Source organism: Planomicrobium sp. CPCC 101079, from assembly GCF_007859275.1.
Lineage (GTDB): Bacteria > Bacillota > Bacilli > Bacillales_A > Planococcaceae > Planococcus.
The window spans coordinates 112343-127604 of record NZ_VOHC01000031.1 but is presented as its reverse complement, the minus strand read 5'-3'; the positions used below and the strand labels follow the sequence as shown (position 1 = coordinate 127604).

The window sequence follows — 15262 nt, the reverse complement described above, 5'->3', positions numbered from 1 at the left end:
CTTTTTTTATGCTATACTATTGACTGAAACTGAAAGAAAGGCGGCCTATTATGAGTTCTTTAGATAAAATGTGGGTATCGTTTGCCGGGATCGGTTTTTTGCTTCTTTCCATGGGATTGATTTATGTAAGCAGATACAAAATATCGAACGGCATTCTTAAATTTCTTGTAGCATTAATCGCATATATTTTGCTGATTCTTGGATTCTTTATTACAGTGTTCACGGTATTCAGCGGCCCAACCGGCAGCGCGTGAGGTGGAAAAGATGAAAAAGATAGCTGATATATTTATTATGTTAACTTGTTTGCTGTTATTGTCAGGGTGCATGTATCCAGAAAGCGAACGGGCTGAAAACCAGATTCCATATGAAGAGCAACTGATCACTGTGCAAAATGCCGTAAACCAATATCGGGGAGCAAGCGGCAATCTTTTGCCGATCAAGACACGGGATATGGATGTCGATCAGTTTATCAAGTATCCGATCGATTTCTCCAAACTTGTACCGGCGCATATGGCCGAAGTACCGCCCAATGCATTTGAAACAGGCGGCATTTTCCAGTATGTGTTGATGGATGTTGAAGAAAATCCAACCGTTAAGTTGGTCGATTTGCGGATTGCGGAAGCGATTCGTTCAATTAATATCAGAAAAAGCGCAAATGCTGGACAAGTGCCGATTTCCGAGATTCTCGCCGACAACGTTTATAAGTTCAACCACGAAGCGATGGGCATGAAAGAAGAGCCGACAGTAGTAAGCCCATACAGCGGAAGAAATTTGCCGTTTGTCATAACTGGAAGCGGGGATATTTACGTCGACTATTCAATGGACCTTTATACAGCGATCCAGGAATATGACGGAGAGCTGAAAGAAGGCGAAGATATCCGCTTCTTGTTGTATGAAAAGAATCCGGTTGTGCCGGCATACTCTTTGCCATATACTATCGACAAAAACAAAGAACCGGTTTTTAATAATAAATAAACTGCGGTTTGACGTGATTTTGATGCGAAAGTTGAATAAAAGTTATTATTTGGAAATAATCAACCGATTTATCGCTATCCCGCGGTATTAGTTGTTGCTATGCATTTTTCGTTATGATACTCTTTTTACAGGATTAATGGATTGCATCCCCTTTGAGAGGAGGTGAATAGCATGAACAAGACAGAATTAGTGAACTCTGTTGCTGAAGCGGCTGAAATTTCTCGTAAGGATGCTGCTAAAGCAGTTGACGCTGCATTTGAAACGATTCAAAATGCTTTAACTCAAGGTGACAAAGTGCAATTAATTGGATTTGGTAACTTTGAAGTTCGTGAGCGTGCAGCTCGCAAAGGACGCAACCCGCAAACTGGTGCTGAAATCGAAATCGCTGCAAGCAAAATTCCTGCATTTAAGCCAGGTAAAGCGCTTAAAGACGCAGTGAAATAATCTTCAGTGATGTACATAGAATGGCTTTTGCGAGACAAGTTCCCGCAAAAGCCATTCTTTTTTTAAGCTTCCGATTTTGCCAATCCCAACGCCATATGCTACGATTCATGTGAGAAATGAGCAAGCGCTTGTATGATGTCGGTATGCGTTCATATATAACAGTATTGGTATAGAGTTAACTGCACTATTCCAGAAGTAAAATAGATATGTTTTCAACAGGAGGAAACAGAGTGATTGATATGGAGTTGCAAAACGTAGATTTAGATAAAATTGAAAAAGCTGTTGCCATGATTTTGGAAGCGGTCGGAGAAGATGTTGAACGTGAAGGCATACGGGATACACCAAAACGGGTTGCGAAAATGTATGCGGAAGTTTTTTCAGGATTGAACGAAGATCCGAAAGAATTTTTTAAAACCGTGTTCCATGAAGGCCATGAGGAATTAGTGCTCGTAAAAGATATACCGTTCTACTCGATGTGCGAACATCATTTGGTTCCGTTTTTCGGCAAAGCCCATGTTGCATATATTCCACGTGACGGTGTTGTGACCGGATTGAGCAAATTGGCAAGAGCTGTGGAAACGGTCGCCAAGCGGCCTCAGCTTCAAGAGCGAATCACTTCGACAATTGCCGATTCATTAGTGGACACATTAAATCCGCACGGCGTTTTTGTCATGGTTGAAGCCGAACATTTGTGCATGACAATGAGAGGCATAAAAAAACCAGGAGCTAAAACAGTTACCGCTGTGTCAAGAGGAGTCTTTGAAGAAGACGCTGTTAAACGTTCTGAAATCATTTCTTATATAAAGATGGACTAAATTATTAAAAGCAGGTGAAAGTGAATGGCACAGACAGAGTATATTATCATCCGGGCACAAGAAGATGGAGTCAATGTCATCGGATTGACGCGTGGCAATGACACGAAATTTCATCATACAGAGAAGCTGGATAAAGGTGAAGTGATGATCGCCCAATTCACAGAACATACTTCCGCTATGAAAATACGTGGAAAAGCAGAAGTGCATTCCGCTTTTGGCATCGTGGAAAGCGAATCGAAAAAATAGGCTATATTACATGAAGGTAATGTAGAGCCTGTGATATACTAAAGTGGTATGTCGAAATCATGAATGGAGCAAGCAGTATGAATCTACAGCAAATACAGTCTAAAATAACTTCCATGGAAATCGACGTTTTAAAAGCGGTACAACAGCGGACGCTCGAGAAATATACTGCAGGTCCCTCTGTTGAGCAGACGCGGTTGTTTTTTTTGCTATTGCCTTTTTTGGACGGTAAGCAATGGTCAGGCAAAATAGAAGCCTCTGCAAAAACAGTATCGATCGTTTATGCTGCCCTGCACGCCCATGATCAAGTCAAAGAGGATGCTCCAGTAACAAAAAAACAGCAGTTGACGGTTTTAGCGGGCGATTTTTATAGTGGAATCTATTATTATATGCTGACCAATTTGAAAAACATTCCGCTTATTCAAAGATTAGCGACCGCAATTGTGCATGTTAGTGAAAAAAAAGCTTCTTTTTACGAAGATACGATCCAGTCAATTGCAGATATAGATGAAACGGTAGAAGTGATCGAGACCGAGCTTTTGACCGCTTTCTATGATTTCTACGGTTATGACGAATACACACCACTAGCTAAACTGGCATTGAATTATCTTCGTTATGCGGAAGAGCTTGAATGTTTGCAACGGGACGGCCAGACACACGTATTGAGATTATTAAAGCAGTCATTGCAAAATGACTTACATACCGAGAACTGGCTGATTGATAAGTTGGATCATTTGCACAGTCAAATTGTGAAATGTGTCAATGGTTACGCATTTGACTATGAACTTAAACATTTTATGCTCCATCAAATAACCCCGCACCAGCATAGAGCTGAGCAGCTAACCCGAGAAGGATGACTAAAATGCAGAAAACAAAAGAACAACGAGTACATGAAGTTTTTGAAAAAATATCCGGCAATTATGATCAGATGAATTCTGTCATCAGTTTTCAGCAACATAATAAATGGCGCCGTGACACGATGCATAAAATGCAAGTTCCTCCTGGCGCTTCCGCTATCGATGTGTGTTGTGGAACGGCTGATTGGACGATAGCTTTGGCAAAAGCCACTGGTGAGTCTGGAAAAGTCGTTGGCCTGGATTTCAGCCAAAACATGCTCAATGTTGGAATTGAAAAAACACAAGATTTGCCTCAAGTTCAATTGATCCAAGGCAACGCGATGTCATTGCCTTTTCCAGATAACTCTTTTGACTTTGCGACAATAGGTTTCGGCCTTCGGAATGTGCCTGATTATCGTCAAGTGCTATCAGAAATGCACCGTGTTTTAAAACCGGGCGGGATGATTGCTTGTCTTGAAACGTCTCAGCCTGAAAGCTTGCTCTTCAAGCCTTTTTTCCGGCTGTATTTCCGTTTTATCATGCCGGTTTTCGGTAAACTGTTTGCTAAAAGCTATAAAGAATATTCTTGGCTCCAAGAGTCAGCGAAAAGTTTTCCGGGAATGAAACAACTGGCTAAACTTTTTGCCCAAGTCGGATTTGAACAGGTTAAATACAAGCCATATACTGGAGGAGCCGCTGCGCTTCACTTAGGCATTAAAAAAGTAAAATAGCGGGAGAAGGTTTTTTAGTGGAAAAGATGAAGTTGAAATTGCTCTATTCCGACCTTAAACCGGAGTTAGAAATGATTGAAAAAGAACTAGAACAGGCAGTGGATTCCAATTCTCACCTATTAAATGACGCTTCTCTTCATTTACTGCAGGCCGGAGGGAAACGAATCCGACCTGTTTTTGTTTTGCTTGCCGGAAAGTTTGGAGATTACAACATTGATGTCATGAAGCAAGTGGCAGTTCCGCTTGAGTTGATTCATATGGCTTCGTTAGTTCACGATGATGTCATTGATGACTCTGAGATGAGAAGGGGGCAGCTGACGGTCAAAGCGCAGTGGAATAATAGCGTAGCGATGTACACTGGAGACTTTATCCTGGCGCGCGCCTTGGAATATATAACAAAAGTCGACATACCGAATATTCATGAGATTTTATCAAAGACAATGATTGAAGTATGCCGGGGCGAAATCATCCAAATCGAAGACAAGTACAAGCTGGATCAGAACATGCGGGATTATTTGCGGCGCATTAAACGCAAAACGGCTTTGCTGATTTCTTCTAGCTGTGAACTTGGAGCGTTAGTATCAGGCACCGATGAAAAAACAGCGGCCCATTTACGGCGCTTTGGCTATTTTATCGGCATGTCTTTTCAAATTATTGATGATATTTTGGATTTCACGTCGACGGATGAAGAATTAGGCAAACCAGCAGGCAGTGATTTTATACAAGGGAATATTACTTTGCCTGTTTTGTTTGCGCGCAAAGACAAGGAGATTTACCAGCTTCTTAAAGAAAGCCTCTACAAGGAATTGACAGATGAAGAGCGGCTGTATATCGTTCAGCGGATCCGCAAGAGTCCGGCTATTAAAGAATCACGGGCAATTAGTGAACGTTACCTGAATAAGGCCTTAAAAGAATTGGCTTATTTGCCAAAAAGCACCGCTAATAAAACAATGCGCAACATCGCATTCTTTATCGGAAAAAGAAAGTTTTAACCGGGCAGTTGACAAATAGTATGACAATGTTAGTATTTTTTAGGGTGGGCAAATTGCCCGAGTTCTTAATAGAGGAGTGTTTGGAATGGAAAAAACTTTCTTAATGGTTAAACCGGACGGCGTGCAACGCAATGTAATCGGTGAAATTGTTGCTCGTTTCGAGAAAAAAGGCTATCACTTAGTTGGTGCTAAATTGATGCAAATTCCAACTGAATTGGCAGAAGAGCATTACGGTGAACACAAAGAACGTCCTTTCTTCGGTGAATTGGTTAGCTTTATCACATCAGGCCCTGTATTCGCTATGGTTTGGGAAGGCGAGAACGTTATTTTGACTGCACGTCAAATGATGGGCGCTACAAACCCTAAAGATGCAGCACCAGGAACAATCCGCGGCGACTTCGCAGTTACTGTCGGCAAAAACATGATCCACGGTTCGGATTCAGCTGAAAGCGCTGAACGCGAAATCGGCTTGTTCTTCAAAGAAGAAGAATTGGTATCATACGAAAAAACAATCAACAACTGGGTAAACTAATCCCGACCAAAAAGGCAGGCGAGATCTTCTCGTCTGCCTTTTTATATTGAAAAAATCCCAATTACCGGAAACTGTCCAGACGATTGTTTGGATAGTTTTGTTTTATCTGTTTTTTTCGTATAGAATTGGTCAAATAGGATATGTTATAGTGGTCTATAAATACTTTAGCACGTTGAAGGGAGAAAGTGTACATGCGTTATTTAACAGCAGGAGAGTCCCATGGACCGCAATTGACAGCTATCATAGAGGGGCTGCCGGCATTGATGCCGCTGACAGCAGAGACGATCAACAAAGAGTTGAAGAGGCGCCAAGGAGGCCATGGACGCGGCAGAAGAATGCAAATCGAGAAAGATACGGTGGAAATCGTCTCAGGCGTTAGACACGGTAAAACGCTCGGTTCGCCAGTTGCATTAGTCGTGAAAAACGACGATTGGAAACATTGGACTAATATTATGGGGATTGAAGAAATAGATGACGCAGATGAAGTGAAACGCCAGATCTCCCGTCCTCGGCCGGGGCATGCTGATTTGAACGGCGGCATTAAATATGGCCATAGGGACTTGCGCAACGTCTTGGAGCGCTCTTCAGCGCGCGAAACGACCGTACGCGTAGCAGTCGGGGCTGTTGCGAAGCAATTGCTCGCAGAATTGGGCATTAAGATTGTCTCGCACGTTACTGAAATTGGCGGCATTAAAGTCAATCCGGAGAGCTATCTTGGAAAATCGGCAGATGAAATTCGGGAAATTGTTGAAAACGATGCGGTCTATTGCGCAGATCCAACTGCAACGAAGAAAATGACCGATTTGATCGATGAAACGAAGAAAAATGGCGATTCGATCGGTGGAACTGTCGAAGTAATCGTCGAAGGCATGCCTCCTGGTATCGGCAGCTACGTTCACTATGACCGCAAGCTTGATGCGAAAATAGCGGGAGCAATCATGAGCATCAATGCATTTAAAGGCGTGGAATTCGGAATCGGCTTTGAAATGGCAAGAAGACCGGGCAGTGAGGTCCATGATGAAATTCTGTGGGATGAAAACAATGGCTATAGTCGAAAAACAAACAATTTGGGCGGTTTTGAAGGTGGCATGACAACGGGAATGCCGATAATTGTACGAGGGGTCATGAAGCCGATCCCGACACTTTACAAGCCGCTGCAAAGTATAGATATTGAAACGAAAGAGCCGTTCCAGGCAAGCATCGAACGTTCAGATAGCTGTGCAGTGCCGGCAGCTTCAATTGTTGCCGAACATGTTGTGGCTTGGGAAATCGCAAACGCCTTAATGGAGCAGTTCGATGCAGACCAATTGCCGCGCCTGAAAGAAAATTTGCAGAATTACTTACAGTATTCAAAGGAGTTTTAAAGATGAAGCTACTGCGCGTCGAAGCCGACCACCCTTATAATGTACATATCGGACACGAGGTTTTCAGCTTGTTTATAGAAGATTACCGGGAAATATTGGATGCCGCTGACCGGATCGTGGTAGTGGCAGACGCTCAAGTGGCCAAATTGCACTTGGACTTTTTGCTTGGCTATCTGCAAGAGTTTAATGTTAGTGTGCTGACGGTTCCGGCGGGTGAACAGGCAAAGTCGGTTGAAACGTTCATGGACTGCCACACGTTCTTGCTTACAGAGGGCTGCTCCCGCAAATCGCTGTTGCTTGCATTTGGCGGCGGAGCCATTGGAGATGTAGCGGGATTTGTTGCATCTACCTTTATGCGCGGCATTCCGTATTTCCAAATTCCGACGACTATCCTCGCCCATGATAGTGCGGTAGGCGGCAAAACCGCTATCAATCATGCGCTAGGAAAAAACATGATCGGCACATTTTATCAACCGAAAGCGGTTCTCTATGATATAAAGCTTCTGCGAACGCTGCCGCCTAATGAAGTTCGTTCCGGAATGGCCGAAGTGATCAAGCATGCGTTTATCTCGAACGAGGGCTGGCTTCTTGAGCTGCTCAAGATAACGGATTTTGGATTGCTGTCAGATGACGAAATTGCAGCACATCTTGAAAAAGGGATTGCTGTTAAGGCGGCGATTGTCGAGGAAGACGAATTTGAAAGCGGCGTGAGAAAATATTTGAATTTCGGGCATACACTTGCCCATGCGTTAGAAGGCCATTTGGGTTATGGGAAGATTACGCACGGCGAAGCAGTAGCGTTGGGCATGGCTTATGCCTTGCATTTGTCGAACCATCCCCAGTTGAATGAGTTTATCGTATGGTGCAGAGAAAATGACTATCCTCTTCAAAAACTGCAAGAAGTGGAATTCGAGAAAATCCTTCCTTTTATGAAAAAAGATAAAAAATCTTCTAAAGGGTCTTTAAGTTTTGTGCTGCTGGAAAAAACGGGGGCCCCGTTTCTTGAAACGATTGATGAAAATAGAGCCGAGACGGCGTATTTAGAACTTTGTACAATGATAGGAGGAGTTTGAATGATCCGTGGAGTTAGAGGCGCAATTACGGTAACCAAAGACCAGCCGGAAGAAATTCTGCAAGAAACAAAAAAGCTGGTAGTTGAAATGGTAAAGGCAAACAACATTGATCCCGAAAAAGTTGCATCGGTGATTATATCCACGACTCCCGATGTTTCTTCCGCTTTTCCGGCCAAAGCAGTTCGGACATTGGAGAATTGGACTTATGTTCCAGTCATGTGCACGCACGAGATGAATGTTCCCGGAAGCCTGCCTATGTGTATTCGTGTAATGATGCATGTCAATACAGAAGTAAAACAAAAAGATATCCAACATATTTTTATGAATGAAGCGGTCAAACTCCGGCCGGATTTGGTGAAGAATAACCAGGTGGGCCAAGCATGAATGAACATGTTTTGATTATCGGCCTTGGTTTAATCGGCGGGTCGCTTGCAAAATCGCTTCAACGGCATAAGGAAGTCCATATTGCCGGTTATGATGCCGATCCAATGACTCAGCGAAAAGCTTATAAAATGGGAATTATACATAGTGCACCTCCGACATTAGAAAGTGCAGCGCGGGATGCAGATGTAATTGTTTTTGCTACGCCTGTTGGAGCTACTCTTAAACTAATGGAGCAAAGCCGCTTCTGGGAACTGAAAGAAGAAGTGATTTTAACGGATACCGGGAGCACGAAGCTGAGAATAATGGAAGCGGCCAATCTTTTGGACAAACCATTCATCGGAGGCCACCCTATGGCGGGTTCTCATAAAAGCGGAGTGGAGGCGGCAAAAGATCTGTTGTTTGAAAATGCATTCTATATTCTGACGCCTTCTAAGAAAGCAAATGAAGAAGCTGTTGCAAAACTGAAATCGTTATTGTCTGTCACTAAGGCGAAAATTGAGGTTTTGCCGGCGGAACAACACGATTATTTGACTGCGATAGTCAGCCACTTTCCTCATTTGATTGCCGCTTCGCTAGTCCATCAATTGGAAAAAGAAGAAAAAGAAAATCCTTTTGTCCGCCAGCTGGCGGCCGGTGGTTTCCGGGACACAACACGAATCGCTTCTTCCAATCCTGAAATGTGGCGCGATATTACCACTCAAAACAATAACATGATCATTCACCAATTAGACAATTGGATGAATGAAATGAATCAATTGAAACACTTGCTAGAAGCGAACGAACCTGATTCTATTCAGCAGTATTTCAAGCAGGCAAAAGATGTGCGCGATGAGCTTCCAATCGCTGTAAGCGGTGCGCTCTATTCCGTTTTCGATTTGCATATCGATGTTCCTGACGTACCGGGAATCATTTCAGAACTGACGGGTTACTTGGCCGAGGAAAGCATCAGTATTGTCAATATTCGTATATTGGAAACGCGCGAAGACGTTTTCGGAATTTTGGTGATCAGTTTTCAAACAGCGGAAGACCGTGAACGCGCCAAACAATGCTTTGACCGAAGAACTTCTTACGATTCATATATCTCCTGAAAGGACGTTTGCGCGATGGCTTTAACTTTATCTTACTCAACCCCTTCTTTGATGGGGACTATTCAAGTACCGGGAGACAAATCCATTTCCCACCGCTCAATCATGTTTGGTGCAATGGCAGCTGGCATAACGACAGTAGAAGGCTTCCTTCTCGGGGACGATTGCTTAAGCACCATCAGCTGTTTCCGCAAGCTTGGAGTGGAAATCAATCTAGATGGCGACAAAGTGACCATTACGAGCGGCGGCGAAAGCTCGTGGGAAGAGCCTGCCGAAGTATTGGATACCGGAAATTCTGGCACCACAACCCGCCTAATGCTTGGCCTCCTTGCCGGCACTTCTTTTCACACTGTCATGGCAGGTGATGAATCGATTGCAAAACGCCCGATGAAAAGAATCATTGACCCGCTTCGCCTGATGGGAGCGGATATCCGCGGGCGCCGCGGCGGCCAGTTCACGCCGCTTGCTATTCAAGGGACCCGGCTGACAGCGATTGACTATACCTTGCCTGTTGCCAGCGCTCAAGTAAAGTCGGCAATTTTGCTCGCTGGATTGAAAGCAGAAGGCAGAACAAGAGTTACGGAACCTGTCGCTTCCCGGGACCATACTGAAATCATGCTTGAACATTTTGGTGCAGCGATTTCAAGAAATGATGGAACCATCGAAATCGAAGGTGGGCAAACCCTTACGGCCAGCCATGTTAAAGTGCCAGGAGATATTTCATCCGCTGCATTTATGATTGGCGCAGCGCTCATCACCCCAAATAGCAGCGTGCGATTGACAAATGTCGGCACCAATCCGACCCGCACCGGCATTTTAGATGTTATTAAAAAGATGGGGGCAGATTTTGATGTGGAAGAACGGCAAGTATCAGGAGAACCTGCAGCCGATTTGACGATTCGTTCTTCTGCTTTATCAGGGATTGAAATCGGCGGCGACTTGATTCCGCGGCTAATTGATGAAATACCGCTGATTGCATTAATTGCGACACAGGCCAATGGCACAACGGTCATTAAAGATGCAGAAGAGCTGCGCGTTAAGGAAACAGACCGGATAGCGGCAGTTGTTTCGGAACTGGCAAAACTGGGCGCTGATATTCAAGCGACCGAAGATGGCATGATTATCCAGGGGCCGACGCCATTGACAGGCGGTATCGTGAAATCTTACGGCGACCATCGGCTTGGCATGATGGAAGCGGTAGCTGCGCTTATTGCTTCAAGCGATGTTATTATCGATAATCCGGCGTGTATATCGGTTTCTTATCCCGGCTTTGTGGAACAATTGGATTCATTGCTAAACTAACTCTCCGAAAGGGGGGTTTTTATTATGCTTAGCCATAGCTTTCGTGTAGGATTAGAAGAGGAAATTGAAAAAGAATAGGTGATAGCATGGCAAACATAAAAGACATCCAAAAAGCGGTTGAACAAGGGGACATGGCATCGGTCAATTCTTTGTTGGACCAATATTTATTGAGCGGCGACCCTGATGAACAATACGGTTTGTCGGAGTGGTTTGCGGAGATTGGCTTTGTGGAAGAAGCGATCAAAGTGTTAGAGCACCTGCAATATATTTTTCCGGAAGAAGCGCAGCTGGCAATCGACAAAGCCAATATGCTGATTGAAGCGGACCGGGAAGATGAAGCGCTGAACGCCTTGATGGAAATATTAAAAGACGACGAATTATACCCGCAGGCGCTGGTGACGCTGGCGGATTTGTTCCAGTTGCAGGGACTTCTTGAGGCGGCGGAAAGCCGCTTGAACGAAGCTATAGAGCTATTGCCGGATGAGCCGTTATTAATGCAGGCCAAAGCGGAGCTGCTTTTGGATTCCGGGCGTTATTTGGAATCGGCGAAAATTTACCAGGATTTGAAAGAACAAAAAGTCGAACTAGAAGGTGTCAACTTGTCTGAGCGGCTGGCTGAAGTATACAGTGCAGGAGCGGCTTATGAAGAAGCTCTGCCATACTACAATGAGGCGCTGGACGATTTGAAACAACCAGACGTTTTGTTCGGAGCTGCTTTTGCTGCATTCCAGACCCGGCAATACGAGCTGGCTGTCCGCTGGCTAGAAGAGCTTATTGAAATAGACCCGGATTATTTCTCGGCTTATTTCCTGCGCGCCCAAAGTTTAAATATGGCGGAGGATTATAAAGGTGCTTACAAAGCAATCCAAGAGGGCATCGCCCGGAACGAATACGAAAAAGAGCTGTATTTGTTCGCTGGCAAGCTAGCGCTTAAGTTAGGCGAAAAAGAAACCGGCGTCGACTATTTGCGGCAGGCCATAGCGCTTGATCCAGAATATATGGAAGCTATTTTCACTCTAGTGTCCTATTTTCATGCGGAAGAGATGGACGATGATGTTCTTGAGTTGACGGAAGCGGTAGTCGCAAACGAAAACGACTGGGCCGGCCTGTATCCATTGATTGCAGATTCTTACGCGCGCACCGAGCAATTTGGCCAGGCCGCTGCTTATTTTGAAAAAGCGTATCCGGCATTTTCCGATGATCCGGATTTTCTTGAAAAGTACGCTCGCTTTTTGCTTGAAGAAGGAAAACGGGAACGTGCCCTCGAAATTATTAAAAAGCTACAGAGCCTGCAGCCAAACAATCCTGAATGGTTCGATTGGCAACAGTCTGTGGAATGAAAGGAGGAGTAAACATGACCGCATCGGTTTCAGTGGGAGAAAAAAAGCAGTTTGTCCGGTGGTTTTTGCAGTCCTATAAGATGAAAAGAAGGGAATGCATCTGGATTCTCAATTACATGCTGAGCAACGAGAATTTGCTCGAAAAAACTCATTTTGTGGAAGAAGCGCATTACTGCCCTCGCGCTATGGTCATGTCCTCGACAGAGTCGAAGGAAATTCCGTTCCGTTTCTATAAAGGAAATCTGATGACGGCTGACGCAGAAAAGTCTTTCCATGACCTCCGCCTCAATCCTGAGGAAGAGTTGTATGTGCAATTGAACTTCCCGAACCGCCCGCCTTCTCCGCTTTATTTGTCCGTTTTGGAGGAAAATCCGTATATGCCCCAAAATGCCTCCTATAACGATCAGGACCGTTTAGTCGCGGAGAAGGTGTTGGAAGAAAGCATGTCCGCTTTTCAAGAGGAATCAATATTAAAGCAAATCGACGAAGCACTCGATGCAAATGACCGGGAAAGATTCTTTAAGTTGTCCGAGTTGCTTCATTCGGTTAAATCTATGAAAAAAACGGAGAGTGAATAATACGTATGTATTTTATCGGCAAAGATATGGATCAGTTCATCCAACAGAAAGAGTATGTTGACACGGCGATTGTGCCATTGCTTGAAGTCGATCTGAGCACTGAAGGTGTTAAGAGAAGCGCAAGCGCATCGGAGTATTTGCAATCATTAACCGCTTTACTAGAAAAACAATTTAAAGGGCGGATACTTTTGCTTCCGCCTATTTCTTATGCCAAAAAAGCGGACCGGGAACGGATTGCAGAAGAAATGAACCAGGAGTTGCAGGAGGCAGAGTTCAAGCATGTTTTTTATCTGACGACAGATGCTGCTTGGCGCACGATTGACAGCCTGGAAAATGTCTTGTGGCTGCCTGCTATTCCTATTGAAAACATGGATCAAAGATTCCGGAATTCCGTCATGGAAGACCAGCTGCGGCAAGTGCTTCCGCTCTTTACAAAAGAGTGGACAAAGCCTTCATGAAATGTTCACAAAGTATCTCAATAGCTACACAATAGATTGAATGCAATATTGACCTGCACTTTTTATTGATATATCATTAGGTTGTCCTAGTAATTATATTTGAATGAGTATGTCCATTGGACTGACCTTGAATGTTAGAGGGGGGAAAAGGATGAGTAACAATCGTGTATCAAGACGTCAATTTTTAGGTTATACTTTAACAGGCGTTGGTGGTTTCATGGCAGCGGGAATGCTAATGCCGATGATTCGTTTTGCGGTAGACCCAATTCTCCAAGAGAATACAGCTGGGGATTTCGTATTGACTGACCAAGCAGTGGCTGATTTATCTGAAGAGCCAGTTCGTGTTGACTTTGCTTACGAGCAAGTTGATGCATGGTACACTTCGGAAGTGACAAGCTCTGCATGGGTGTACAAAGAAGGCGACAAAATTATCGCTCTCTCACCTGTCTGCAAGCATTTAGGCTGTACAGTGAACTGGGCAGCTGACCCAGAACACCCGAGCCAATTTTTCTGCCCATGCCACGCCGGACGTTATGAAAAAAATGGCCAAAACGTTCCAGGAACACCGCCGCTTGGACCGCTCGATGAATTCACTGTTGAAGAACGAGACGGCTTTCTTGCTATCGGTGCAGTAAAAGCAAACAGTTTAATTTAATAGTTTAAGGGGGTACGACACCAGTGCTAAACAAGTTATATGATTGGGTTGATGAGCGCTTGGACATCACGCCGATCTGGCGTGATATAGCTGACCATGAAGTACCGGAACACGTAAACCCCGCACACCACTTCTCGGCATTTGTTTACTGCTTCGGAGGATTAACATTCTTCATCACAGTAATCCAGATCTTATCCGGTATGTTTTTAACCATGTATTATGTGCCTGATATTGAAAATGCTTGGCAGTCGGTTTATTATCTTCAAAATGAAGTTGCTTTTGGAGAAATCGTGCGCGGGATGCATCACTGGGGATCTTCGCTTGTAGTTGTAATGATTTTCCTTCATACACTACGTGTATTCTTTACAGGAGCTTACAAAAAACCTCGTGAATTGAACTGGATCGTCGGCGTATTGCTATTCGGCGTTATCTTAGGACTCAGCTTCACAGGCTACTTGCTTCCATGGGATATGAAAGCATTATTTGCAACAAAAGTAGGAATTGAAATTGCCGCTTCTGTACCAGTTATCGGCGGTTTGATCAAAGTTCTGCTTGCCGGGGATGCAACCATTCTCGGTGCACAAACTTTAACTCGCTTCTTCGCGATTCATGTATTCTTCTTGCCTGCCGCATTACTTGGGTTGATGGGCGCGCATTTTATCATGATCAGAAGACAAGGTATTTCAGGCCCGCTTTAAAATTTAGCGGACCTGAGGATTTATAAAGGAGGGGACACTATGCATCGCGGAAAAGGGATGAAGTTCGTAGGGGATTCTCGTGTACCTGGTTTACAGCACCGTAAACCGAATATCCCTAAAGATTATTCCGAATACCCTGGTAAAACAGAAGCTTTCTGGCCCAACTTCCTTTTGAAAGAATGGATGATTGGTGCTGTTTTCTTGATTGGATATTTGCTTTTGACTGTCGCGCACCCTTCGCCTCTTGAAGGCCAGGCAGACCCGACAGACACAGGCTATATTCCATTGCCAGACTGGTATTTCTTATTCTTATACCAATTGTTAAAATATCAATTTGCTTCCGGCCCGTTCAATGTCGTCGGAGCAATCATTATGCCAGGGCTTGCATTTGGGGCTCTGATGCTTGCACCATTCTTGGACCCAGGCCCTGAACGCCGCCTATCAAAACGCCCGTTGCCAGTTGCATTCGGACTTTTGGCAGTAGCTGCTATCTGTTACTTGACTTGGGAATCTGTAGTAAACCATGACTGGGAAGCTGCTGAGGCACAAGGCCAAATCGTTGAGGAAGTGCAAATCGATACAAGCGACCCTGGATACGAAATCTACTCAGGTTCGGCATGTATCAGCTGCCATGGCGATAACTTGGAAGGCGCAGTTGGACCGGCACTTACCAATACTGAACATACAGCTGAAGAAATTGCACAAATTGCTGTAAACGGTATTGAAGAAGACGGCCAGCAAAAAATGCCGCCATCAT

At 44.4% G+C, this 15262-nt stretch carries 20 protein-coding genes; all 20 read left to right on the top strand.

Translation table 11 applies throughout. The annotated features are described in order from the left end of the window. The first annotated feature begins 50 nt into the window (after nt 1-50). Entirely contained in the window at nt 51-254 is a 204-nt protein-coding gene (locus FQV28_RS16925; protein WP_146497690.1) for a DUF2768 domain-containing protein, read from the top strand. A gap of 10 nt (nt 255-264) precedes the next feature. Next, nucleotides 265-975 (top strand): hypothetical protein, encoded by a 711-nt coding sequence (locus tag FQV28_RS16920; RefSeq protein WP_146497689.1) that lies wholly within the window; start codon nt 265-267, stop codon nt 973-975. Nucleotides 976-1146: 171 nt separating this feature from the next. Beyond that, nucleotides 1147-1419, top strand: coding sequence for an HU family DNA-binding protein (locus FQV28_RS16915; protein ID WP_146497688.1), 273 nt, complete (start codon nt 1147-1149; stop codon nt 1417-1419). Between the two features lie 239 nt (nt 1420-1658). Then, complete coding sequence (folE, locus tag FQV28_RS16910) at nt 1659-2234, top strand: GTP cyclohydrolase I FolE (protein ID WP_370455146.1); 576 nt, start codon at nt 1659-1661, stop codon at nt 2232-2234. A 24-nt stretch (nt 2235-2258) separates the two neighbouring features. Then, complete coding sequence (gene mtrB / locus FQV28_RS16905; protein WP_146497687.1) at nt 2259-2480, top strand: trp RNA-binding attenuation protein MtrB; 222 nt, start codon at nt 2259-2261, stop codon at nt 2478-2480. Nucleotides 2481-2557: 77 nt separating this feature from the next. Beyond that, nucleotides 2558-3334 (top strand): heptaprenyl diphosphate synthase component 1, encoded by a 777-nt coding sequence (locus tag FQV28_RS16900; protein WP_146497686.1) that lies wholly within the window; start codon nt 2558-2560, stop codon nt 3332-3334. A 5-nt stretch (nt 3335-3339) separates the two neighbouring features. Then, entirely contained in the window at nt 3340-4044 is a 705-nt protein-coding gene (locus FQV28_RS16895) for a demethylmenaquinone methyltransferase (RefSeq protein ID WP_146497685.1), read from the top strand. 17 nt (nt 4045-4061) lie between these two features. Beyond that, nucleotides 4062-5036: a heptaprenyl diphosphate synthase component II gene (gene hepT, locus FQV28_RS16890; protein WP_146497684.1), complete on the top strand. Its 975-nt coding sequence runs from the start codon at nt 4062-4064 to the stop codon at nt 5034-5036. Nucleotides 5037-5121: 85 nt separating this feature from the next. Beyond that, nucleotides 5122-5568, top strand: a complete 447-nt coding sequence (gene ndk, locus FQV28_RS16885; protein WP_106531776.1) for a nucleoside-diphosphate kinase — start codon at nt 5122-5124, stop codon at nt 5566-5568. Between the two features lie 191 nt (nt 5569-5759). After that, nucleotides 5760-6932 carry a chorismate synthase gene (aroC, locus tag FQV28_RS16880; RefSeq protein WP_146497683.1) on the top strand — a complete coding sequence of 391 codons (1173 nt, stop codon included), beginning with the start codon at nt 5760-5762 and terminating at the stop codon, nt 6930-6932. A gap of 2 nt (nt 6933-6934) precedes the next feature. Next, nucleotides 6935-8005, top strand: coding sequence for a 3-dehydroquinate synthase (gene aroB / locus FQV28_RS16875; RefSeq protein WP_146497682.1), 1071 nt, complete (start codon nt 6935-6937; stop codon nt 8003-8005). Then, nucleotides 8006-8389: a chorismate mutase gene (gene aroH, locus FQV28_RS16870; protein ID WP_146497681.1), complete on the top strand. Its 384-nt coding sequence runs from the start codon at nt 8006-8008 to the stop codon at nt 8387-8389. It abuts the gene before it with no gap. Beyond that, a complete protein-coding gene (locus tag FQV28_RS16865; RefSeq protein ID WP_146497680.1) occupies nt 8386-9477 on the top strand; it encodes a prephenate dehydrogenase in 1092 nt (363 codons plus the stop codon). Before aroH ends, FQV28_RS16865 begins: the two co-directional genes overlap by 4 nt. 15 nt (nt 9478-9492) lie before the next feature. Then, nucleotides 9493-10776 (top strand): 3-phosphoshikimate 1-carboxyvinyltransferase, encoded by a 1284-nt coding sequence (aroA, locus tag FQV28_RS16860; RefSeq protein WP_146497679.1) that lies wholly within the window; start codon nt 9493-9495, stop codon nt 10774-10776. Nucleotides 10777-10862: 86 nt separating this feature from the next. Then, nucleotides 10863-12116: a tetratricopeptide repeat protein gene (locus FQV28_RS16855; protein ID WP_146497678.1), complete on the top strand. Its 1254-nt coding sequence runs from the start codon at nt 10863-10865 to the stop codon at nt 12114-12116. A gap of 14 nt (nt 12117-12130) precedes the next feature. Further along, a complete protein-coding gene (locus FQV28_RS16850) occupies nt 12131-12694 on the top strand; it encodes a ReoY family proteolytic degradation factor (RefSeq protein ID WP_146497677.1) in 564 nt (187 codons plus the stop codon). 5 nt (nt 12695-12699) lie between these two features. Next, nucleotides 12700-13152, top strand: coding sequence for a YpiF family protein (locus FQV28_RS16845; protein ID WP_146497676.1), 453 nt, complete (start codon nt 12700-12702; stop codon nt 13150-13152). 151 nt (nt 13153-13303) lie between these two features. Further along, entirely contained in the window at nt 13304-13807 is a 504-nt protein-coding gene (locus FQV28_RS16840; RefSeq protein ID WP_146497675.1) for a QcrA and Rieske domain-containing protein, read from the top strand. 23 nt (nt 13808-13830) lie between these two features. Further along, on the top strand, nt 13831-14505 hold the full coding sequence (qcrB, locus tag FQV28_RS16835) for a menaquinol-cytochrome c reductase cytochrome b subunit (RefSeq protein ID WP_146497674.1): 675 nt from the start codon (nt 13831-13833) through the stop codon (nt 14503-14505). A gap of 39 nt (nt 14506-14544) precedes the next feature. Continuing rightward, the coding region (locus FQV28_RS16830) for a menaquinol-cytochrome c reductase cytochrome b/c subunit (RefSeq protein ID WP_146497770.1) at nt 14545-15262 on the top strand (718 nt) is incomplete at its 3' end.

Excerpts from the sequence above, each read along its gene's own strand:
- FQV28_RS16895 (WP_146497685.1), top strand. The coding sequence starts at position 3,340 with ATGCAGAAAACAAAAGAACAACGAGTACATGAAGTTTTTGAAAAAATA.
- FQV28_RS16925 (WP_146497690.1), top strand. The coding sequence starts at position 51 with ATGAGTTCTTTAGATAAAATGTGGGTATCGTTTGCCGGGATCGGTTTT.
- folE (WP_370455146.1), top strand. The coding sequence starts at position 1,659 with ATGGAGTTGCAAAACGTAGATTTAGATAAAATTGAAAAAGCTGTTGCC.
- aroH (WP_146497681.1), top strand. The coding sequence starts at position 8,006 with ATGATCCGTGGAGTTAGAGGCGCAATTACGGTAACCAAAGACCAGCCG.
- FQV28_RS16900 (WP_146497686.1), top strand. The coding sequence starts at position 2,558 with ATGAATCTACAGCAAATACAGTCTAAAATAACTTCCATGGAAATCGAC.
- FQV28_RS16845 (WP_146497676.1), top strand. The coding sequence starts at position 12,700 with ATGTATTTTATCGGCAAAGATATGGATCAGTTCATCCAACAGAAAGAG.
- ndk (WP_106531776.1), top strand. The coding sequence starts at position 5,122 with ATGGAAAAAACTTTCTTAATGGTTAAACCGGACGGCGTGCAACGCAAT.
- FQV28_RS16920 (WP_146497689.1), top strand. The coding sequence starts at position 265 with ATGAAAAAGATAGCTGATATATTTATTATGTTAACTTGTTTGCTGTTA.
- FQV28_RS16840 (WP_146497675.1), top strand. The coding sequence starts at position 13,304 with ATGAGTAACAATCGTGTATCAAGACGTCAATTTTTAGGTTATACTTTA.
- aroC (WP_146497683.1), top strand. The coding sequence starts at position 5,760 with ATGCGTTATTTAACAGCAGGAGAGTCCCATGGACCGCAATTGACAGCT.
- FQV28_RS16855 (WP_146497678.1), top strand. The coding sequence starts at position 10,863 with ATGGCAAACATAAAAGACATCCAAAAAGCGGTTGAACAAGGGGACATG.
- aroB (WP_146497682.1), top strand. The coding sequence starts at position 6,935 with ATGAAGCTACTGCGCGTCGAAGCCGACCACCCTTATAATGTACATATC.
- FQV28_RS16865 (WP_146497680.1), top strand. The coding sequence starts at position 8,386 with ATGAATGAACATGTTTTGATTATCGGCCTTGGTTTAATCGGCGGGTCG.
- mtrB (WP_146497687.1), top strand. The coding sequence starts at position 2,259 with ATGGCACAGACAGAGTATATTATCATCCGGGCACAAGAAGATGGAGTC.
- FQV28_RS16915 (WP_146497688.1), top strand. The coding sequence starts at position 1,147 with ATGAACAAGACAGAATTAGTGAACTCTGTTGCTGAAGCGGCTGAAATT.
- aroA (WP_146497679.1), top strand. The coding sequence starts at position 9,493 with ATGGCTTTAACTTTATCTTACTCAACCCCTTCTTTGATGGGGACTATT.
- FQV28_RS16850 (WP_146497677.1), top strand. The coding sequence starts at position 12,131 with ATGACCGCATCGGTTTCAGTGGGAGAAAAAAAGCAGTTTGTCCGGTGG.